The 18,131-nt window shown below is 70.7% G+C and carries 20 protein-coding genes; 19 read left to right on the plus strand and 1 reads right to left on the minus strand.

What is annotated here, in order from left to right; genetic code table 11:
- The first annotated feature begins 13 nt into the window (after positions 1 to 13).
- Positions 14 to 1,408 (plus strand): dihydrolipoyl dehydrogenase, encoded by a 1,395-nt coding sequence (gene lpdA, locus ACH0BU_RS08470; RefSeq protein WP_296222905.1) that lies wholly within the window; start codon positions 14 to 16, stop codon positions 1,406 to 1,408.
- Positions 1,409 to 1,483: 75 nt separating this feature from the next.
- Here the strand turns inward: lpdA and ACH0BU_RS08475 are convergent, their stop codons facing one another.
- A complete protein-coding gene (locus ACH0BU_RS08475; RefSeq protein ID WP_314472081.1) occupies positions 1,484 to 2,710 on the minus strand; it encodes an NAD(P)/FAD-dependent oxidoreductase in 1,227 nt (408 codons plus the stop codon).
- A gap of 258 nt (positions 2,711 to 2,968) precedes the next feature.
- Here ACH0BU_RS08475 and ACH0BU_RS08480 point away from each other — a divergent pair, with 258 nt between their 5' ends.
- From ACH0BU_RS08480 to ACH0BU_RS08565, 18 genes are all read left to right on the plus strand, one after another.
- The gene (locus tag ACH0BU_RS08480) at positions 2,969 to 3,730 is read left to right on the plus strand and encodes a hypothetical protein (protein ID WP_500263925.1); all 762 of its coding nucleotides are present in this window, start codon (positions 2,969 to 2,971) and stop codon (positions 3,728 to 3,730) included.
- Positions 3,727 to 5,028 (plus strand): DNA-packaging protein, encoded by a 1,302-nt coding sequence (locus ACH0BU_RS08485; protein WP_314472519.1) that lies wholly within the window; start codon positions 3,727 to 3,729, stop codon positions 5,026 to 5,028. The genes ACH0BU_RS08480 and ACH0BU_RS08485 overlap by 4 nt, the downstream gene beginning before the upstream one ends.
- Before the next feature lie 68 nt (positions 5,029 to 5,096).
- Positions 5,097 to 6,203, plus strand: coding sequence for a phage portal protein (locus ACH0BU_RS08490; RefSeq protein WP_314472523.1), 1,107 nt, complete (start codon positions 5,097 to 5,099; stop codon positions 6,201 to 6,203).
- Positions 6,200 to 6,508: a DUF6127 family protein gene (locus tag ACH0BU_RS08495; RefSeq protein WP_125946348.1), complete on the plus strand. Its 309-nt coding sequence runs from the start codon at positions 6,200 to 6,202 to the stop codon at positions 6,506 to 6,508. The genes ACH0BU_RS08490 and ACH0BU_RS08495 overlap by 4 nt, the downstream gene beginning before the upstream one ends.
- A complete protein-coding gene (locus ACH0BU_RS08500) occupies positions 6,505 to 6,879 on the plus strand; it encodes an HK97 family phage prohead protease (RefSeq protein ID WP_314472520.1) in 375 nt (124 codons plus the stop codon). Before ACH0BU_RS08495 ends, ACH0BU_RS08500 begins: the two co-directional genes overlap by 4 nt.
- A gap of 73 nt (positions 6,880 to 6,952) precedes the next feature.
- On the plus strand, positions 6,953 to 7,969 hold the full coding sequence (locus tag ACH0BU_RS08505) for a phage major capsid protein (protein ID WP_500263926.1): 1,017 nt from the start codon (positions 6,953 to 6,955) through the stop codon (positions 7,967 to 7,969).
- Between the two features lie 58 nt (positions 7,970 to 8,027).
- Complete coding sequence (locus tag ACH0BU_RS08510; protein WP_231621836.1) at positions 8,028 to 8,588, plus strand: head-tail connector protein; 561 nt, start codon at positions 8,028 to 8,030, stop codon at positions 8,586 to 8,588.
- Positions 8,585 to 8,983, plus strand: coding sequence for a tail completion protein gp17 (gene gp17 / locus ACH0BU_RS08515; protein ID WP_136451061.1), 399 nt, complete (start codon positions 8,585 to 8,587; stop codon positions 8,981 to 8,983). Before ACH0BU_RS08510 ends, gp17 begins: the two co-directional genes overlap by 4 nt.
- Position 8,984: 1 nt before the next feature.
- Complete coding sequence (locus ACH0BU_RS08520) at positions 8,985 to 9,392, plus strand: phage major tail protein, TP901-1 family (protein ID WP_046407325.1); 408 nt, start codon at positions 8,985 to 8,987, stop codon at positions 9,390 to 9,392.
- Positions 9,389 to 9,700, plus strand: a complete 312-nt coding sequence (locus ACH0BU_RS08525) for a GTA-gp10 family protein (protein ID WP_314472521.1) — start codon at positions 9,389 to 9,391, stop codon at positions 9,698 to 9,700. Before ACH0BU_RS08520 ends, ACH0BU_RS08525 begins: the two co-directional genes overlap by 4 nt.
- A complete protein-coding gene (locus ACH0BU_RS08530; protein ID WP_314472522.1) occupies positions 9,697 to 9,942 on the plus strand; it encodes a phage tail assembly chaperone in 246 nt (81 codons plus the stop codon). The genes ACH0BU_RS08525 and ACH0BU_RS08530 overlap by 4 nt, the downstream gene beginning before the upstream one ends.
- The gene (locus ACH0BU_RS08535; protein WP_500263927.1) at positions 9,935 to 10,525 is read left to right on the plus strand and encodes a tail tape measure protein; all 591 of its coding nucleotides are present in this window, start codon (positions 9,935 to 9,937) and stop codon (positions 10,523 to 10,525) included. The genes ACH0BU_RS08530 and ACH0BU_RS08535 overlap by 8 nt, the downstream gene beginning before the upstream one ends.
- Before the next feature lies 1 nt (position 10,526).
- Entirely contained in the window at positions 10,527 to 12,809 is a 2,283-nt protein-coding gene (locus ACH0BU_RS08540) for a DUF2460 domain-containing protein (protein ID WP_296221900.1), read from the plus strand.
- Entirely contained in the window at positions 12,806 to 13,621 is an 816-nt protein-coding gene (locus tag ACH0BU_RS08545) for a phage/gene transfer agent baseplate hub protein (RefSeq protein ID WP_296221898.1), read from the plus strand. The genes ACH0BU_RS08540 and ACH0BU_RS08545 overlap by 4 nt, the downstream gene beginning before the upstream one ends.
- Positions 13,618 to 14,013 (plus strand): peptidoglycan endopeptidase, encoded by a 396-nt coding sequence (locus ACH0BU_RS08550; protein ID WP_145117917.1) that lies wholly within the window; start codon positions 13,618 to 13,620, stop codon positions 14,011 to 14,013. Before ACH0BU_RS08545 ends, ACH0BU_RS08550 begins: the two co-directional genes overlap by 4 nt.
- On the plus strand, positions 14,013 to 16,151 hold the full coding sequence (locus ACH0BU_RS08555; protein WP_314472528.1) for a GTA baseplate fiber-binding domain-containing protein: 2,139 nt from the start codon (positions 14,013 to 14,015) through the stop codon (positions 16,149 to 16,151). Before ACH0BU_RS08550 ends, ACH0BU_RS08555 begins: the two co-directional genes overlap by 1 nt.
- Positions 16,148 to 16,651: a DUF2793 domain-containing protein gene (locus ACH0BU_RS08560; protein ID WP_296221893.1), complete on the plus strand. Its 504-nt coding sequence runs from the start codon at positions 16,148 to 16,150 to the stop codon at positions 16,649 to 16,651. The genes ACH0BU_RS08555 and ACH0BU_RS08560 overlap by 4 nt, the downstream gene beginning before the upstream one ends.
- Positions 16,652 to 16,761: 110 nt before the next feature.
- Positions 16,762 to 17,880: an OmpA family protein gene (locus ACH0BU_RS08565; protein ID WP_350027055.1), complete on the plus strand. Its 1,119-nt coding sequence runs from the start codon at positions 16,762 to 16,764 to the stop codon at positions 17,878 to 17,880.
- Positions 17,881 to 18,131 lie beyond the last annotated feature (251 nt).

Below are 18,131 nucleotides of genomic sequence, written 5' to 3' on the forward strand. Positions count from 1 at the left end.
GCGAGTGCACCCGATGGCTGACGAATTCGACTATGACGTTCTCGTGATCGGTGCCGGTCCGGGTGGCTATGTCGCAGCGATCCGGGCGGCACAATTGGGCCTGAAGACCGCCTGCGCCGAGAGCCGCGAGACGCTGGGCGGCACCTGCCTCAACGTCGGCTGCATCCCGTCGAAGGCGATGCTGCACGCGAGCGAATTTTTCGATGCGGCGGCCAATGGCTCGATGGCGAAGATGGGCGTGAAGGTGACGCCGGAGCTGGACCTCGACGCGATGCATGGCCAGCGCCGCGAGTCGGTGAAGAGCCTGACGGGCGGCATCGAATACCTCTTCAAGAAGAACAAGGTGACGTGGCTGAAGGGCCGCGCCAGCTTCGAGGATGCGCACAGCGTCATCGTCGACGGGCAGAAGGTGACGGCGAAGAACGTCGTCATCGCCACCGGCTCGTCGGTCACCCCGCTGCCGGGCGTGACGATCGACCAGAAGGTGGTGGTCGATTCGACCGGCGCGCTCGAATTGCCCAAGGTGCCGGAGCACATGGTAGTGATCGGTGGCGGCGTGATCGGGCTGGAGCTTGGCTCGGTGTGGCGTCGTCTGGGTGCGAAGGTGACGTGCGTCGAGTTCCTCGACCAGATCCTGCCGGGCTTCGACGGGGACGTGCGCAAGGAAGCCAACAAGATCTTCAAGAAGCAGGGGATCGAGTTCAAGCTGGGCACCAAGGTGACCAATGTTGCCGTGAACGGCGACAAGGCCACGCTGACCGTTGAGCCCGCCGCTGGCGGCGAGGCATCGACGATCGAGGCGGATTGCGTGCTGGTGTCGATCGGCCGCAAGCCGAACACCGACGGCCTGGGGCTGGAGAAGATCGGCCTCACCCCGAACAACCGCGGCCAGATCGAGACCGACCACGATTTCCGCACCTCGGTTTCGGGTGTCTGGGCGATCGGCGACGTCATTCCGGGGCCGATGCTGGCGCACAAGGCCGAGGACGAGGGCATCGCCGTTGCGGAGAACATCGCGGGCCAGCATGGCATCGTGAATCATGATGTGATCCCGTCGGTCGTCTATACCTGGCCGGAGATCGCGGGCGTCGGGCTGACCGAGGAAGCCGCCAAGGAGAAGGGCGAGATCAAGGTCGGCAAGTTCCCGATGATGGCGAACAGCCGCGCCAAGACCAACCATGAGCCGGACGGGTTCGTGAAGGTGATCGCCGACGCCAAGACCGATCGCGTGCTGGGCGTGTGGTGCATCGCGAGCGTCGCGGGCACAATGATCGCGCAGGCGGCGCAGGCGATGGAGTTTGGCGCGACCAGCGAGGACATCGCCTACACCTGCCACGCGCACCCGACGCATTCGGAAGCGATCAAGGAAGCCGCGATGGCGGTGCAGGGCAAGCCGATCCACATCTGATCGGGTCGCCCGGGCGACACAGGAAAGGGGGCGCTGGCAGATTTGCCGGCGCCCCTTTTTCGTTGGTGGCGGCGGCTAGGCGGTGAGTTCCTTCAGCGGAGTCGCCGCATCCGCCAGCCGGTCGGGATCGGGCGCGGCGCGGGTTTCGATGAGCTTTCGGCCCTGGACGTAATCCTTGACCGAATTGACGCAGTCGAGCGCGATGACTCGGCCGGCCTTGAGGTAGATGATCGAGAAGCTGCGGGTGGCGGGGTCGCCGCGCAGGACAGTGGCGTCATGGCCGATCGAGAGGCCGACGGTCTGAAGCTTCAGATCATATTGGTTGGACCAGAACCACGGCACCGCGTGATAGGCCGCGTCCTGACCGGCGATCGTCCTGGCGACGACATTGGCCTGGTCATTGGCGTTCTGCACCGATTCGAGCCGGATGTCGGCATCGTCGGCGAAGCCGTTGGCGTGGAGCGCGCAATCGCCGATCGCGAAGATGTCGGGCAGGCTGGTGCGGCATTGCGCGTCGACCGCGACGCCATTGCCGCCGACCGCGCCGGCGGCCAGCAACGGTTCGACCGCGGGGATGATGCCGATGCCGACGATGACGAGCTGCGCGGGGATCACGCTGCCGTCGGCGAGGCGAACGCCGGTGGCGCGGCCGTCCTCCCCGACGATGCAGTCGACCGCGACGCCGAGCCGAACGTCGACGCCGTGCGCGCGATGCTCCGCCTCGTAGAAGCGCGACAGGTCCGGGCCGGCGACTCGGGCAAGGACCCGGTCGAGCGCCTCGAGCAGAACGACCTTCTTGCCGAACTTCGCGAGGACGGCCGCGGCCTCCAGCCCGATATAGCCGCCGCCGATGACGACCGCGTCCGTCACGCCGGGAAGCTCCGCCATCATGCGATCGGCATCGGCGCGGGTGCGCACGGTGTGGACGCCGGCGAGATCATTGCCGGCGCAGGCGAGACGGCGCGGGCTGCCGCCGGTGGCCCAGATGAGATGGCGATAGCCGATCGTCGCGCCGTCAGCGGTGGTGACACGATGCGCGGCGGGATCGACGGCGGTGACTTCGCGGCCCAGCAGCATGTCGACGCCGCGTTCCTGCCAGAAGGCCTCCGGGCGGATCAGGATACGGTCGAACGCCTTGTCGCCGGCGAGATATTCCTTCGACAAAGGCGGGCGTTCATAGGGCAGTTCCGGCTCCGCGCCGATCACCGCGATCGTGCCGTCGAACTTCGCCTGGCGCAGCGCGATGGCGGCCTGAGCACCGCCATGGCCCGCACCGACGATCACCACGTCATAGCTGCTCATTCGTCCTCCCCGCAGTCGTTCGCGAGGGTTCCTGCGCGGGGGCGCGGCCAAGGGCAAGCGAAACGCGCTTGACAGCGCGACGCTGTTTGTGTACAAAACAGGAACATCGAGGAAGTGCAGGCGCAATTGGGCAGCGCTGCCAGCTCGATGCGGCGACGGGCCGGTGAGCGCAGGGGTAGGCCCTGTCGCTCCCGGCCCGTCGGCGTTTGGGGGCCTGTCCGAGCGGCGGGACGTCCACGGCAGCGGGGGAGAGGCGCGATGAACAAGGGCGCAGCGGAGGGGGTCGTGCGCATCGGCGGCAGCGGCGCGCGGGAGCACGGGACTGCCGATCCGGCGCGACCCCGGCGGGCCGTGCGAGGCGCCACGGCGGGTGAGGCCGCGCAAATCACGGCGCGCAAGCCGGGTGCCGCGACCGGCGTGGGGCGGGGAGGGAAAGCGCGCAGCCGCAGCGAAGCGCCGGGCGCCGTGTCGCAGGGCGGCGGCGAGGGCGTCGTGACTGACGTCGCGACGTTGTCGCCAGCGCCCGGGGATGAGGCTGGCGCGGCGGCGGACGCGAGCGCGTGGCCGCAGGACGAGAGGCGTGGGGTCGAGCGGATCGCCGGCCATACCACCCGGCTGCGGCAGCTGCGCTTTGCCAAGGTGCTGGCGGAGACCTGCAATGTGGCGGCGGCGGCCGCGTCGGCGGGACGGACTTTGGCGACGGTGCATCGCTGGCGCAGCGTGGATGCCGCCTTTGCCGCGGCCTGGGATGAGGCGCTGGCGATCGGATACGACCGGCTGGAAAATGCGCTGCTGGTCTATGCGATCGGCAAGGTCGACGCGGTGGCGGCTGGCGCGGCGGGCGCGAGCATCAGCAATGCCGACCTGCAACTGGCGGTCGGCATGTTGCAGCGGCATCGCGCCGCCGATGGCGGGCGCAGGGGGCAGGTGCTGCCGGTTCGCATGCCGACCGAGGCGGAGAGCGACGCGGCGCTGAAGCGCGCGCTCGACGGGCTGGCCAGGCGGGGGGCGGCGTCATGAACGGGCATCTGTTGATGAGGCTGGCGCTGCTGCCGCCGGACGAGCGCGACCGGGTGATCGCAGAACTGTCGATGCCGATGAAGGTGGAGCTGGCGGGCCGCTGGCACACGTTCGCGCATGGGGGACAATATTGGTCGGAGGAGGCGTGGCGCGTGTGGCTGATCCGTGCGGGGCGCGGGTTCGGCAAGACGCGCGCCGGGGCGGAATGGGTCAACGGCGTCGCGAGGCGGGTGCCCGAGGCGCGGATCGCCTTGGTCGGCGCGACGGCGGACGAGGCGCGGCGGGTAATGGTGGAGGGGCCGAGCGGGGTGCTTGCCACCGCGCGGCTCGACATGCGGCCGGCCTGGGCGGCGAGCAAGGGCGAGGTGCGCTGGCCCGGCGGGGCGATCGCCACCGTCTATTCGGCGGATTCGCCCGAGGGGCTGCGCGGGCCGGAACATCATGCCGCCTGGTGCGACGAACTGGCCAAATGGCGGCGCGGCGAGGCGGCGTGGGACAATCTGATGATGACGATGCGGCTGGGAAAGCAGCCGCAGGTGATGGTGACGACCACGCCGCGATCGACCGCGCTGATGCGGCGCGTGATGGCGCTGCCGGGGCTGCACCAGACGACCGGGCGGACGGGCGACAATGTTCATCTGCCGGCGGCGTTCGTCGAGACGATGATCGAAAGCTATGGCAGCACCGCGCTGGGCCGGCAGGAGCTGGACGGCGAGATGATCGAGACGGTCGCGGGCGCGCTATGGACGCGCGCGATGATCGAGGCATGCCGGATCGTGGCGGCGCCGGTGCTGGTGCGCGTGGTGGTTGGGGTCGATCCGCCGGCGGGGGTCGGTGGCGACGCCTGCGGGATCGTCGCCGCCGGGCTGGACGCCGAGGGAGGCGGCCATGTGATCGAGGATGCGAGCGTGACCGGCGCGACGCCCGAGGGCTGGGCGCGCGCGGTGGCGGGTTGCGCCGCGCGGCATGGCGCCGACCGGGTGGTGGCGGAGGCCAACCAGGGCGGCGAGATGGTGCGATCGGTGCTTCATGCCGCCGACACCGGCCTGCCGGTCAGGCTGGTCCATGCCAGCCGCGGGAAGGTGGCGCGGGCCGAGCCGGTGGCGGCGCTGTATGAAGCGGGGCGCGTGCGCCATGCGGGCGTGTTCCCGATGCTGGAGGACGAGCTGTGCGGGATGGTGGTCGGCGGCGGCTATGAGGGGCCGGGGCGATCGCCGGACCGCGCGGATGCCCTGGTCTGGGCGCTCAATGAGCTGATGCTGGGGCGGCGCGGGGCGGCGGCGGTGCGCGCGCTGTAGCGCGCGCCTGGAGCTGTTGCGGGCGCGCTGTAGCGCGCCGTCGGCTTCGACATTCGGGAGAGATGAGCATGAGATGGTTCGGCATGAGGGCCGGGCGCGAGGAATCGCGTCCGGCCTTGTCGCGGGGGGCGGGGTCGCACGGGGGGCAAAGCTTCGCACACGGGGAGTGGCCCATGGGGTATGAGGCGCAGGTGCGCGCGGGGTATCTCGGCAATGCGGTGGCGCAGCGCGCCGTGCGGCTGGTGGCGGAGGCGGTGGGATCGGCGCCGCTGGACGCGAGCGATCCCGCGCTGCTGGCGCTGGTGACGGCGCGCGGCGGGGGCGGGCGGCTGGCGGAAGTGGTGGCGGCGCAGGTGCTGCTGCACGGCAATGCCTTCGTCCAGGTGCTGCGCGACGAGGCGGGAGCGGTGGCGGAGCTGTATCCGCTGCGGCCCGAGCGGGTTGGCGTGGTGCTGGACGCCGGCGGCTGGGCGGCGGGCTATCGCTACACCGTGGGCGGGCGGGTGAGCGAGATCGCGCCCGATGCGGTGATCCATGTGCGCGGGTTCCACCCGCTCGACGATCATTACGGGCTGGGGTGCCTTGGCGCGGCATCGGGGGCGATCGCGGTGCACAATGCCGCTGGCCGCTGGAACAAGGCGCTGCTCGACAATGCGGCGCGGCCTTCGGGGGCGCTGGTCTATGATCCCGGGGACGGATCGGCGCTGTCGGCCGACCAGTTCCAGCGGCTGCGCGAGGAAATGGAGGCGGGCTTTGCCGGCGCGGGCAATGCCGGGCGGCCGATGCTGCTGGAAGGGGGGCTCAAGTGGCAGGCGCTGAGCCTGTCGCCAGCCGACATGGATTTCGTCGGGCTGAAATCGGCGGCGGCGCGGGAGATCGCGCTGGCGTTTGGGGTGCCGCCGATGCTGCTCGGGCTGCCCGGCGACGCGACCTACGCCAATTATCGCGAGGCCAATCGCGCATTGTGGCGGCTGACCGTGCTGCCGCTGGCGGATGCGGTGTTCGGGGCGCTGGCGGCTGGCTTGCGCGACTGGTTTGCCGAGGCGCGGATCGAGATCGATCCCGATCGCGTGCCGGCATTGGTCGAGGATCGCGAGCGGCTGTGGGCGATGGTGTCCGCGGCCGATTTCATTTCCGCCGACGAAAAGCGGCAGATGGTGGGGTGGGCGCAATGACAGGGTCTTCTGGGACTGGTTCTGTTCTGGCGCAGTTGCTGGCGCAGGGGAGCGCCGGCGGGGCGGACATGGCGACGTTGCGCGCGATCGCCGAGGAGGCGGGCGAGCTGGGCGCGACGCGGGCGATGACCCGGCTGGGGCTGGCCGATGATGCGGCGTCGCGCGACCTCGCGGAGCTGCGCGAGCTGCTGACCGCGTGGCGCGATGCCAAGCGCAGCGCGTGGAAGGCGTTCGCCGGCTGGGCGGCGGCGCTGCTGCTCGCCTTGCTGGCGGTGAAGCTGGGGTTCGGGGAGTGGGTGCGATGAGCCTGCGGATTCAGGGCTATGCGGCCTTGTTCGACCGGGTCGACCGGGCGGGCGATGTGTTTCGCAGCGGCGTCTTTGCCGATGCGGTGCCGGTGCCGCTGCTGATGCAGCATGGCGGCGCGCCGGTGGGGGAGATCTGGGCGATCGGGGAGGACGCGCGCGGGTTGTGGATCGAGGCGTGCGTTGTTGATCCTGATGTGGCGCGGATGGTGCGTAGCGGGGCGCTGCGCGGGCTGTCGGTGGGCTATCGCGCACTGGCGGCGCGGCAGGGGGCGTGGCGCGAGGTGCTGCGCGCACGCCTTGCCGAAGTGAGCCTGGTCGCCGTGCCGATGCAGGCGGCGGCGCGGGTGGAGACGATCATCGAGATCTGAAGGTGCGCGCCCGTGGTGGGTGCAGCTTCCCGGCCAAGCGCGGCCGGGGAGGGTTTTCGCGTGGGAGAAGAACATGGGTGAGATGATGGTGGCACGGCCGGTGCTGGATGGCGCGTCGGCAATTCTGGGTGCGGGCCGCGATGCGGCGTTCGGGGCGTTCGTGCGCAGCGGCGCGGTGCTGGAGATGAAGGCGTTTTCGGGGGTGACCGGCGACACCGGCGGCTATGCCGTGCCGAAGGAGCTCGACGCGGTGATCGATGCGACGCTGAAAGCCGCGTCGCCGATCCGGAGCATCGCCAATGTCGTGTCGGTCGGCAGCGCCGGCTATCGCAAGCTGGTGACGACGGGTGGCACGCCGTCGGGCTGGGCGGCCGAGACGGGCGAGCGGGGCGAGACGGCGACGCCGACGATGGTGGAGATCGCGCCGCCGATGGGCGAGCTGTTCGCCAATCCGTCGGCGACGCAGGCGATGCTGGACGACGCGCATTTCGACGTCGAGGAATGGCTGGCCGGCGAGATCGCGGCGGAATTCGCCAAGGCGGAAGGCGCGGCGTTCGTCAATGGCAACGGCATCAACCGGCCCAAGGGCTTCCTGCAGCAGGCGACGGCGGCGACCGGCGATGCCACGCGGCCGTTCGGCACGCTACAGCATATCCTGTCGGGCGCGGCGGGCGATTTCGGCAGCAACCCGCAGGAGCGGCTGATCGACCTGGTCCAGTCGCTGCGCGCGCCGTACCGGCAGGGGGCGGTGTTCGTGATGAACGCGGCGACGCTGGCGCGCATCCGCAAGTTCAAGACCAGCGATGGCGCGTTCGTGTGGCAGCCGAGCCTGGCGGCGGGGCAGCCGGCGACGCTGCTCGGCTATCCGGTGGTCGAGGCGGAGGACATGCCCGACATGGCGGCGAACACGCTGTCGATCGCGTTCGGCAACTTCAAGGCGGGATACCTGATCGCCGAGCGCAGCGAGACCGCGATCCTGCGTGATCCCTACACCAAGAAGCCGTTCGTCAGCTTCTACGCCACCAAGCGCGTCGGTGGCTGCGTGTCGAACAGCGAGGCGATCAAGGTGATGAAGTTCGCCGCGTCGTGATCCTTTCCCGCCCCTCCCGTTCGCGCAGGAGGGGCGGTTCGTTGCAGAGGGGGAGAGGATGATGACGGTTTCGGGGGTGTCGCCCGCCGCGATCGCCGCGGCGGTGGAGGAGGCGCGCGGCTTTCTGCGGCTGGAGGGAGAGGCGGAACAGGCGCTGCTGGAGCGGCTGGCCGCCACCGCGATCACGCTGGCGGAGGCGTTCACCGGCACGTTGCTGGTGACGCGAACGGTGGAGGATGTGCTGCCGGCGGCGCGCGGCGGCGGGTGGCAATTGCTGGCGGCGGCGCCGGTCCGCGCGATCGGCGGCGTCATGGGACTGCCGGCGGAGGGGGCGCCGTTCGTGCTGCCGCCGGACGCCTATGCGGTGGACGTGGATGGCGCGGCGCGTGGCTGGGTGCGGGTGATCGCGCCGGGCGCGGCGGGGCGCGTGGCGGTGAGCTATACCGCGGGGCTGGCAGTGGACTGGGACGCGCTGCCGCCACCCATCGCGCAAGGCGTCGCGATGCTGATCGCGCATCTGTTCAACGATCGCGACGCCGGGCGCGCGCCGCCGGCAGCGGTGGCGGCGCTGTGGCGGCCGTATCGGCGAATGCGGCTGATGGCGGAGGCGCATCCATGAGTGGCGGCGGGAGCGATCCGGCGACGGCGTTGCAGGCGGCGCTGGTCGCCGCGGTCGGCACTGTCGTGACAACGTTCGATGCGCCGCCGGTGCGCGCGGCGCTGCCCCATGCGGTGGTCGAGGACGCCGTGCTGGCGCGCTGGGGCGGGGCGGGGATCGACGGCCGCGAGGGGCGGGTGCGGATCATGCTGCACGATGCGGGCGAGCGGCCGGTGCGGCTGCGCACGCTGGCGGCGCAGGCGGAGGCGGCGGTCGCGGCGCTGTCGGGGGCGATCGATGGCGGGTGGCGCGTGGTGGCGCTGCGGCTGGTGCGAACGCGCATCGTGAAAAGTGGCGGGGGCGACCGCTGGGCCGCGACGGGCGAGTTCGCGGTCAAGATCTATCGGGAGATATAAGATGGCGGTGGAGAAAGGTTCGGCCTTCCTGCTGAAGGTGGGCGATGGCGCGGCGACGCCGGCATTTGCGACGGTGGCCGGGATGCGCACCACGCAGCTGAGCATCAACGGCGAGGCGGTGGTGGTGACCAACAAGGGGTCGGGCGGGTGGCGCGACCTGTTGTCGGGCGCGGGCGTGCGCAGCGTCAGCGTGTCGGCGGCGGGGGTGTTCACCGGATCGGCGGCGGAAACACGGGTGAAGACCAATGCGCTGGCCGGCACGATCGACGATTACCGGCTGAGTTTCGAAAGCGGCGAGACGCTGACCGGCCGCTTCCTGGTGACTCGGCTGGACTATGCCGGCGATTTCAACGGTGAGCGCAGCTACACGGTGAACCTGGAAAGCTCCGGCCCGGTGGTGGCGGCATGAGCGGGGCGAACTCGCAGCGCGGCGAGGCGAGCCTGCGCGTGGCGGGCGAGGCGCTGGTGCTTCGGCCGAGCTTTGCCGCGCTGGTCGCGGCGGAGGCGGAGCTGGGGCCGCTGTTCGCATTGGTCGAGCGGGCAGCCGAGGGGCGGCTGGCGCTGGGCGAGATCGTCGGGCTGTTCTGGCATTGCCTTCGCGATCGGCCGGCGGCGCTGACGCGCGACATGCTGGGCGAGGCGGTGGCGGCGCAGGGGCTGACCGCGGCGATGGCGCCGCTGAAGGTGTTGATCGGGCAGATACTGGCGGGGCGATGAGATCGGCCACGGCCGCGCCCCGGCCGGGGGACAGCTTTGCCGAGGCGGCGGTGCGGCTGGCGGGGCTGTCGGGCGTGCTGTTCGGCTGGAGCCCGCACGCGTTCTGGAGCGCGACGCCGGCCGAGCTCGCCGCGCTGGTGCGGGTGCTGGGCGGGGCTGACGGGTCGGGCCGGGCTGACGGGGCGGGGCCCCCCGATGCGGCGATGATCGCCGCGCTGAAGAGGGCATTTCCGGATGGATGAGGATTGGGATCGGATGGTCGTCGGCGTGCGCGCCGACGCCGGTGGCTTTGCGCGCGACGTGGCGGAGATGCGCGCCGCGCTGGAAGGCCCGCTGGCCGCAGGTGCGGATCGCGCCGGGCGGGCGATCGAGACGACGCTGGCGCGCGCGGTGCGGACGGGCAAGCTGGGGTTCGAGGACCTGAAGACCGTCGCCTTGTCGGCGATGGGCGAGATTGCGGCCAATGCGCTGCGCGCCGGGATCGGCAGCGTGTTCGGCAGCGTGACGGGCGGGAGCGGGAGTGCGCCGGGCGGGGCGCTGGCTAGCGTGCTGCTTGCCGCGCTGGGCGCGCCGGGGCGGGCGACGGGCGGGCCGGTGTCGCCCGGGCGGCCCTTCTGGGTCGGCGAGCGGGGGCCGGAGCTGTTCGTGCCGACCGCGGCGGGATCGGTGCTGCCGACGCCGGGGCGGGCAGGCGGGGGCGGGCGCGACGTGCGGGTGAGCATCGCGATCAACGCCGCGCCTGAGGCGGCGCCGGCGGCGCTGGCACGATCGAGCCGGCAGGTGGCGCGCGCGGTGAAGGCCGCGCTGGCGGATCTGGAGGACTGATATGGCGCATTGCCTGGTGGCCGAGCGGCGGCCGCATCATGCCGCCGACGTGATCACGCGGTTCGATCCGACATTCTGGACGATCAACTTCCCCCGGCCAATGATGGCGGCGGTGACGACGACCGCGCCCGATGCGCTGCGGGTGGATTGCGCCTTTTACCGGCGTGACGATCTGGCGGGGCTGATCTGGGAGGCGGAGGATCGCCATGATCACCCGCTGCTGGCCTATGATACCGAGCGCGATTTTCGCGCATGCCGATTGTCGTTCCGCTGGCGATCGGGCGGGGTACGGCCGCTGGACGCGATCCACGGCCCGGTGCTGACGATCGAGGGGCGCGATGCGGCGGGCGTGGCGCGGGCCTGGTATGTGCGGCTGTGGAACTATGCCGTGGGGACGCCGGAGGATGCGGTCATCGCGATCGATTTCGCCGGCCTGACCGGCGGGTTTGACCTGCCGACTGATGCCGATCCGGTATGGGCCGGGGATGTCGACCGGCTGTTCATCTCGTTCGTCGCGCCCGGCTATGACGCGAGCGACGCGATGCTGGACGCGCCGGCGGAGGGCTGGGCGGAATTGAGCGCGATCCGTTGCGAGGGCGCGGGATCGGTGATCGGCATCGGCGACGCGGTGCTGCCCGAGCATGGGCTGCGAATCGCGAGCGGTTACGACGACAGCTATCACCTGACGCCGGCGCGGCTGCTGCGTAACGTGCTCCACCTCGGCTATCGCGGTGCGATCATCCATTATGTCGGGATGAGCCATTATTTTCGGCTCGACGCCGACATGATGGTGACCGGCGGGGTGAATGCGCCGTGCGCGGCGTGGCACCGATCCTTTGCGCAAGCGGCGGCGGCGCTTGGCCAGGACGTGATCTGGTCGCTGTCATACGAATTGTTCGATGCGCATTGCCCGGCGGACTGGAAGCAACGTGACGCCGATGGCGCGCCGGCGCTGACCGGGTGGCAGCCGCCGTCGACCCTGCTGTCACCCGCCCATGCGGGGGCGATGGCGTATCTCCAGCGGATCGCCTGCGCCTTTGTGGCGATCGGGGTGGAGGCGGGGCTGGCGCCGCGGTTCCAGGTGGGGGAGCCATGGTGGTGGGTGCGGGCGGACGGGCGGCCGTGCCTGTATGATGAAGCCGCGGTGGCGCTGTTCGCGCCGGTGGCGATCCCCAGCGTGGCGGCGCCGCTGACGGCAGCGCAATGCCTGACGCTGGACCAGGCGGGGGCGGTGCTGGCCGGCTCCACCGCGGCGCTGTGCGCGGCCGTGGCGGCGGCGCATCCCGGGTGCGAGACGCATCTGCTGGCCTATCTGCCGACCGTGCTGGACCGCGCGGCGCCAGAGGCGAAGCGGATGAACCTGCCGATCGGCTGGGCGAGCCCGGCGTTCGATGTGCTTCAGCTGGAGGATTATGACTGGGTAACGGCGGGCGATGTCGCCTCGACCCGCGAGGGGGTGGCGCTGGCGAGCGCGCGGCTCGGCTATCCCGCGGCGCGGCAGGATTATCTGGCCGGCTTCGTGCTGCGGCCTGAGGACAAGGCGCAATGGGCCCCGATCGAGGCGGCGGCCGCAGCGGCGCGCGGGCGGGGCGTGCGCGGCGTGCATGTCTGGGCGCTGCCGCAGGTGATGCGCGACGGCTTCGTTCATTGGGATGCGCCGGGCGCGCAACTCGGGGAGGACGGGGTGCAGGACTTTGACGATGTGCTGTTTCCGCTGGCGCTGGGCGCGGAGGCGGAGGTGATGCCGGAGTTTTCGACGGCGGTGGTGACGAGCGCGGGCGGCCGGGAAAGCCGCAATGCGAGCTGGGCGGGGGCGCGCACTCGCTATGACGTGGGGCCGGGGGTGCGCAGCGAGGCGGATATCGCGGCGCTGCTCGATTTCTTCCGCGCGCGGGTCGGGCCGGCGCGGGGATTCCGGTTGCGCGATCCGTTCGATTTCGCGGCGTCCGAGGTGGTGATCGGCACGGGCGATGGGGTGACGCGCGGCTTTGCGCTGGTGAAGCGGTACGGCGAGACGGGCGATGCTCCTGCGCGGCGTATCACGCGGCCGGTGCCGGGATCGGTGCGGGTGATGCTTGACGGGGTGGAGACGCAGGGGTTCACGGTCGAGCCCGGCGGCGTGGTGATGCTGGACACGGCGCCCGCGGCGGGGGTCACGGTGCGGGCGAGCTTCGCCTTCGACGTGCCGGTGCGCTTTGCCGACGACCGGCTGAGCGTGACGCGCGCAACGTTCCTGGCGGGGGCGGCGCCGGCCGTGCCGCTGATCGAGGTGCATGAGGCATGAGCGATCGGCTGACCACCCTTGCCATGCTGTGGACGCTGGAGCGGCGCGACGGCGTGACGATCGGGCTGACCGATCACGACCGCGACCTCGTCATAGAGGGGCGGCGCTATCACGCGGCACCCGGCATGATCCCGGCGGCGATCCGGCGCAGCGATGGGCTTGATGCCGCGACCAGCGAGACGGAGGGCGCGCTGAGCAGCGCGGCGATCGCGGCGGATGACCTGATCGCCGGCCGCTGGGACGCAGCGCGGATCACGGTGGCGATCGTCGACTGGGCGCGCGGCGGGGCGCCGCTGGTGCTGAACAGCGGAACGATCGGCGCGGTAGAATTGGAGGTCGATGCGGCCGGCGGGGGCGCGTTTCGGGTCGAGCTTCACGGGCCGGCCGCCGCGCTCGACCGCGCGGTGGCGGAGGAGACGAGCGCGACGTGCCGCGCCAGCCTGGGCGATAACCGATGCCGGGTGGCGATGGCCGGGCGGCGGCGGTTCGCGCGGGTGCGCGCGGTCGAGGGGGCGAGCGTGATGCTCGATCAGCGCGAGCCGGTGGCCGATGCTTATGGCGGGGGCACGTTGCGCTGGTTGGGCGGCGCCGCGTGCGGGCTGGAGCAGGCGATCCTGCGATCGGACGGCGAAAGGGTGACATTGTCCGCCGAAGCGGCGGGCGGGGCGGCGCCGGGCCTGTTGGTGCTGCTGCGCGAGGGGTGCGACAAGACGGTTGCGACGTGCGTGGCGCGGTTCGGCAATGTCGTGAACTTTCGCGGGGAGCCGTACCTGCCCGGCATGGACCTGTTGACGCGCTATCCCGGCGCATGACGCGGGGAGAGCGCGTCGCGGCGGCGGCGCGGGCGCTGATCGGCGTGCCCTTTCGGCTGCATGGTCGTGATCCGGCGATCGGGCTGGACTGTGTCGGCGTGGTGGCCGCAGCGCTGCGGGGCGCGGGGCATATTGGCCCGACGCCGCAGGGCTATGCGATCCGTTGCGGCAATGCGCAGGGCTACGCCGATTGCTGGCAGGGCCTCGCGCCGGCGGGGGGCGGGCAAGACGGCGACATCCTGTTGTGCCGGGTGGCCGCGATGCACCTGCATCTGGCGGTGCGCACGCGGGAGGGGATCATCCATGCCGATGTCGGGCTGGGCCGGGTGGTGGCGCGACCGGGCGTGCCACCCTGGCCGATCGAGGCGGCGTGGCAATTGGGGGAAGGTTGATGGCGACTTTGGTGCTGACGACTGTCGGCGGGCTTGCCGGAGGGCCGATCGGGGCGGCGCTGGGCGGCATGCTGGGCCAGGCGGTGGACCGCAATGTGCTGTTCCGGCCCAAGGGGCGACATGGGCCGCGCCTCAACGATCTGGCGGTGCAGACGTCGCGCTATGGCCAACCGATCCCGCGCCTGTTCGGGCGGATGCGCGTCGCGGGCCACGTGATCTGGGCGACCGACCTGGTGGAGCGGCGCGAGCGGCAGGGCGGGAGCAAGGGACAGCCGGCGATGACGCGCTACGCCTATTCGGCGAGCGTTGCCGTGGCATTGTCGGCGCGAGCGATCCGCGGCGTAGGGCGGATCTGGGCTGATGGCAACCTGTTGCGCGGAGCGGCGGGGGACTGGAAAGTGCCGGTGCAATTCCGCCTGCACCTGGGCAGCGAGGATCAGGCGGCCGACCCGCTGATCGCGAGCGCCGAGGGTGGCGAAAATGCGCCGGCCCATCGCGGCATCGCTTATGCCGTATTCGAGGATTTGCCGCTGGAGGCGTTCGGCAATCGCATCCCGTCGCTGACGTTCGAGGTGATTGCCGATGATGCGCCGGTACCCGCCGCTACGATCGCGCAGGCACTGGCGCCCGCGGTGATCGCGAGCGTGCCGGGCGACGAGGCGGCGATGCTGCCGATCGATGGCTTTTCCGCTTACGGTGACAGTGTCCGGTCGGTGATCGAGACGCTGGCGGAAGTGGCGGGCGCCTGGTTTGTTCCGATCGGTGACCGGGTGGCGATGCGCGGTGACCCCGCGCCGGCGCGGATGCTGGCGGGGGGAGCGGGGCAGCGGCGGATCGCGCCGCCTGCACGCGCGCCGCACGCCATGACGGTCAGCCATTATGATCCGGCGCGTGATTGGCAGGCGGGGGTGCAGCGCGCGGTTCGTCCTGGCGCGCTTGGGGCGGCGATGTCGATTGACCTTGCTGCGGCGCTGCCGGCGGAGCGCGCGCGGGCGGTGGCAGAGACGATGCTGGCGCGCACCTCCAGCGCGCGCGCCACGCGGCGGATCGTCACGGACATCGCGACGGTCGACGTGTTGCCGGGAAGCGTGGTGTCGCTGTCCGGCGAGGCGGGGGCGTGGCGCGTGCGATCGGTGGAGATCGAGCGATTTGCCGTGACGATCGAGCTGGTGGCCTTGCCGCCGCCGGTGGTTGCGCTGCCGGCCGCGTCCGGGCGGGTGCTTCGCCAGGTGGATGTGCCGGCGGGGCAGACGATCGTGCACGTCGCGGAACTGCCCGCCATGATGGGGGAGGGCGCCGGTCCGACGATCGCCGTCGTCGCGGCGGGCAGCACGCCGCATTGGCGACGCGCGATGATCCATCACAGCATCGACGATGGCGCGAGCTGGACGGCGGCGGGGGCAACGCCGGCCGCCGGAACCATCGGCACGATCGTGGCCGCAGCATCGGCCGCGCCCGCCACGCTGGTCGATCGCCGCACCGTGATCGAGGTATCGTTGGCGCATGACGGCATGATGCTGACGAGTATGGACGCGGCAGGGCTGGATCGCGGCGGGAACCTGGCGCTGGTCGGTGACGAGTTGCTGCAATTCGGAAGCGTCGAGCAGGTCGGTGCGTGTCGCTGGCGGCTCTCCGATCTGTGGCGCGGACGGTTCGGGACGACGCCGGCCTTGCTGGCACCCGGGGATCGCTTCGTGATCCTGGAGCGGGAAGCGATGCTGCGGATCCTTCCTCTCACGGGCGCCGGTGGAACCGTGCGCGTCATGGCGCGGGGGGTCGGGGATGAGCAAGGTGTGGAGGCCGCGGTGCGGCTGACCGGCGCTGCGAGCCTTCCGCTGGCGCCGGTGCATCTGTCGGCGGACATCCGCGAGGGGGCGCTCGCCCTGCGCTGGCGCCGCCGCAGCCGCGTCGATTGGTGGTGGTGCGACCATGTCGACGTGCCGCTTGGCGAAGAGCGCGAGGCCTATGAGGTTACCGTCACCACTGCGATCGCCAGCCACATTGTCGTGACGGCGGTTCCGTACGTGACGGTGCCGCTGAGCGCGCTGAACGGCGCGCCGCTGCGGGCCGCGGTGCGGCAGATCGGCAGCCTCGGCGCATCCTCGCCCGCAACGCTGACCCTGGGAGATGATGAATGATGGTGAACACCACGGCGCGCTGGGCGCTGCCGCTGCTGCATGCCGGACAGGCGCAGAAGGAACTCGACCACAATGAAGCGCTGGCGCTGATCGATCTTGCCCTTCACGCCTGCGTCGAGGCGATTGGGGTCGATGTGCCGCCGAGCGCGGCGGTGGACGGGCAATGCTGGATCGTCGGGGCGGAACCTGTCGGCGACTGGGCGGGACAGGCGCTGGCGCTGGCGGGATGGACGGCGGGCGGCTGGCGCTTCGTTGGCCCGCGCGACGGCATGGCGGTGGCGTGCCGCGAGGGCGGGGTGATCGCGCGCTTTGGAAACGGTGAATGGGTGGCCGGGGCAGTGCACACAACCGGTGTTTTCGTCGGCGGAACCCGCGTGCTCACGACGCAACAGCCCGCCATCGCCGACGCAACCAACGGAACTAACGTCGATTCCGCCGCCCGGGCCACGCTTTCCCTTGTTCTGGAGGCGCTTCGGGCGCACGGTTTGATCGCCCCCTGAGGGTGTGGCAAACCCGCAACAGTCGCTTCTTTTTGTCGTCTTGCGTGGAAACTATCCCTTCTTTACTGAGTTAGCGCTGTCCGTAGTGACACCATGGAAAGGGGAATATTATGCGGAAGCTTGCCGTAGTTCTGGCATTCGCTTCTACCGCACTCGCCTCGCCTGCACTTGCCCGCGATAACGCGTGGTACGTAGGCGCCGAGTTCGGTGGGATGATCGTCGAGGACATCGAGTACGACATCACCGCCGCCACCAGCGGCACCGGCACCGTCGATAGCAAGTACGGCTATGACGTCGGTGGCGTGACCGGTTACGACTTTGGCAGCTTCCGCCTGGAAGCCGAAGTCGCCTACAAGTCGGCTGTGGTTGACGGCTATTCGTCGACCGTCGGTACGCCCGTTCTCGGCGCGGCTGGGCCGGGTATCGCGGCTCCGGGCACCTATGACTATGCTGGCGGCCGTACCTCGGCGCTGAGCTTCATGGTCAATGGCCTGCTCGATTTCGGCGACGACGACAGCATTCAGGGCTTCATCGGCGGCGGTGTCGGCGTGGCGCGCGTCAAGTCGCGTATCGCGCTGAACCAGCGTGGCAGCTTCCTCGATGACTCCGACACCGTGTTCGCATGGCAGGGCATCGCGGGCGTTCGCGCACCGCTGACCGACAACCTCGATGCAACGCTGAAGTATCGCTTCTTCAACGCCAGCAACGTGAAGCTGGTCGACGTGGCGAACCGTGGCTTTGACGGTCGTTTCCGGTCGCACAGCATCCTGGGTGGCCTGACCTACAACTTCGGCGAGCCGGTTGCACCGCCGCCGCCGCCGCCGCCGCCGCCGCCGCCGCCGCCTCCCCCGCCGCCGCCGCCGCCGCCGGAAGTGGTGTGCTCGCCGGGTCCGTTCATTGTCTTCTTCGAGTGGGACAAGTCGGACATCACGCCTGAGGCAGCGTCGATCCTCGACAACGCCGTGACCCAGTACCAGACCTGCGGCAACGCCCAGGTGATGGTCGCCGGTTACACTGACCGTTCGGGTTCGGCACAGTACAACGTCGGTCTGTCGCAGCGTCGCGCAGACTCGGTGAAGTCGTACCTCGAGTCGAAGTCGATCCCGGGTGGCGTCATCACCACCGAGGCGTTCGGTGAGAGCAACCCGCGCGTGCCGACCGCAGACGGCGTCCGCGAGGTTCAGAACCGTCGCGTGGAGGTTACCTACGGCCCCGGCGCGGGCATGTAAGACCTTCGTCGTCAGACGAAAAAAGAGGGAGGGGTCGGCATTGCCGGCCCCTCTTTTTCTGTGCGGCACCGCTTGGTGAAGGCGCAGCAGCGTTCTTTCCGCTGCGGCGGGGTCCGCATGATCCTGGATGCCGTTGTGCGGTCGCGGCTCAGCGCAGCTTTACAGTTCCTGCGGGCGGTGCGTCCGCCATTCCACCCACCAGCGCAACGAGGCGCAGAGCTCATCTGCTTGCAAGGTGCGGAAAGCGCGAC

The sequence above is a fragment of the Sphingomonas olei genome (assembly GCF_045369765.1).
GTDB classification, from domain to species: domain Bacteria; phylum Pseudomonadota; class Alphaproteobacteria; order Sphingomonadales; family Sphingomonadaceae; genus Sphingomonas; species Sphingomonas panaciterrae.

Excerpts from the sequence above, each read along its gene's own strand:
- lpdA (WP_296222905.1), top strand. The coding sequence starts at position 14 with ATGGCTGACGAATTCGACTATGACGTTCTCGTGATCGGTGCCGGTCCG.
- ACH0BU_RS08475 (WP_314472081.1), bottom strand. The coding sequence starts at position 2,710 with ATGAGCAGCTATGACGTGGTGATCGTCGGTGCGGGCCATGGCGGTGCT.
- ACH0BU_RS08480 (WP_500263925.1), top strand. The coding sequence starts at position 2,969 with ATGAACAAGGGCGCAGCGGAGGGGGTCGTGCGCATCGGCGGCAGCGGC.
- ACH0BU_RS08485 (WP_314472519.1), top strand. The coding sequence starts at position 3,727 with ATGAACGGGCATCTGTTGATGAGGCTGGCGCTGCTGCCGCCGGACGAG.
- ACH0BU_RS08490 (WP_314472523.1), top strand. The coding sequence starts at position 5,097 with ATGAGATGGTTCGGCATGAGGGCCGGGCGCGAGGAATCGCGTCCGGCC.
- ACH0BU_RS08495 (WP_125946348.1), top strand. The coding sequence starts at position 6,200 with ATGACAGGGTCTTCTGGGACTGGTTCTGTTCTGGCGCAGTTGCTGGCG.
- ACH0BU_RS08500 (WP_314472520.1), top strand. The coding sequence starts at position 6,505 with ATGAGCCTGCGGATTCAGGGCTATGCGGCCTTGTTCGACCGGGTCGAC.
- ACH0BU_RS08505 (WP_500263926.1), top strand. The coding sequence starts at position 6,953 with ATGGGTGAGATGATGGTGGCACGGCCGGTGCTGGATGGCGCGTCGGCA.
- ACH0BU_RS08510 (WP_231621836.1), top strand. The coding sequence starts at position 8,028 with ATGATGACGGTTTCGGGGGTGTCGCCCGCCGCGATCGCCGCGGCGGTG.
- gp17 (WP_136451061.1), top strand. The coding sequence starts at position 8,585 with ATGAGTGGCGGCGGGAGCGATCCGGCGACGGCGTTGCAGGCGGCGCTG.
- ACH0BU_RS08520 (WP_046407325.1), top strand. The coding sequence starts at position 8,985 with ATGGCGGTGGAGAAAGGTTCGGCCTTCCTGCTGAAGGTGGGCGATGGC.
- ACH0BU_RS08525 (WP_314472521.1), top strand. The coding sequence starts at position 9,389 with ATGAGCGGGGCGAACTCGCAGCGCGGCGAGGCGAGCCTGCGCGTGGCG.
- ACH0BU_RS08530 (WP_314472522.1), top strand. The coding sequence starts at position 9,697 with ATGAGATCGGCCACGGCCGCGCCCCGGCCGGGGGACAGCTTTGCCGAG.
- ACH0BU_RS08535 (WP_500263927.1), top strand. The coding sequence starts at position 9,935 with ATGGATGAGGATTGGGATCGGATGGTCGTCGGCGTGCGCGCCGACGCC.
- ACH0BU_RS08540 (WP_296221900.1), top strand. The coding sequence starts at position 10,527 with ATGGCGCATTGCCTGGTGGCCGAGCGGCGGCCGCATCATGCCGCCGAC.
- ACH0BU_RS08545 (WP_296221898.1), top strand. The coding sequence starts at position 12,806 with ATGAGCGATCGGCTGACCACCCTTGCCATGCTGTGGACGCTGGAGCGG.
- ACH0BU_RS08550 (WP_145117917.1), top strand. The coding sequence starts at position 13,618 with ATGACGCGGGGAGAGCGCGTCGCGGCGGCGGCGCGGGCGCTGATCGGC.
- ACH0BU_RS08555 (WP_314472528.1), top strand. The coding sequence starts at position 14,013 with ATGGCGACTTTGGTGCTGACGACTGTCGGCGGGCTTGCCGGAGGGCCG.
- ACH0BU_RS08560 (WP_296221893.1), top strand. The coding sequence starts at position 16,148 with ATGATGGTGAACACCACGGCGCGCTGGGCGCTGCCGCTGCTGCATGCC.
- ACH0BU_RS08565 (WP_350027055.1), top strand. The coding sequence starts at position 16,762 with ATGCGGAAGCTTGCCGTAGTTCTGGCATTCGCTTCTACCGCACTCGCC.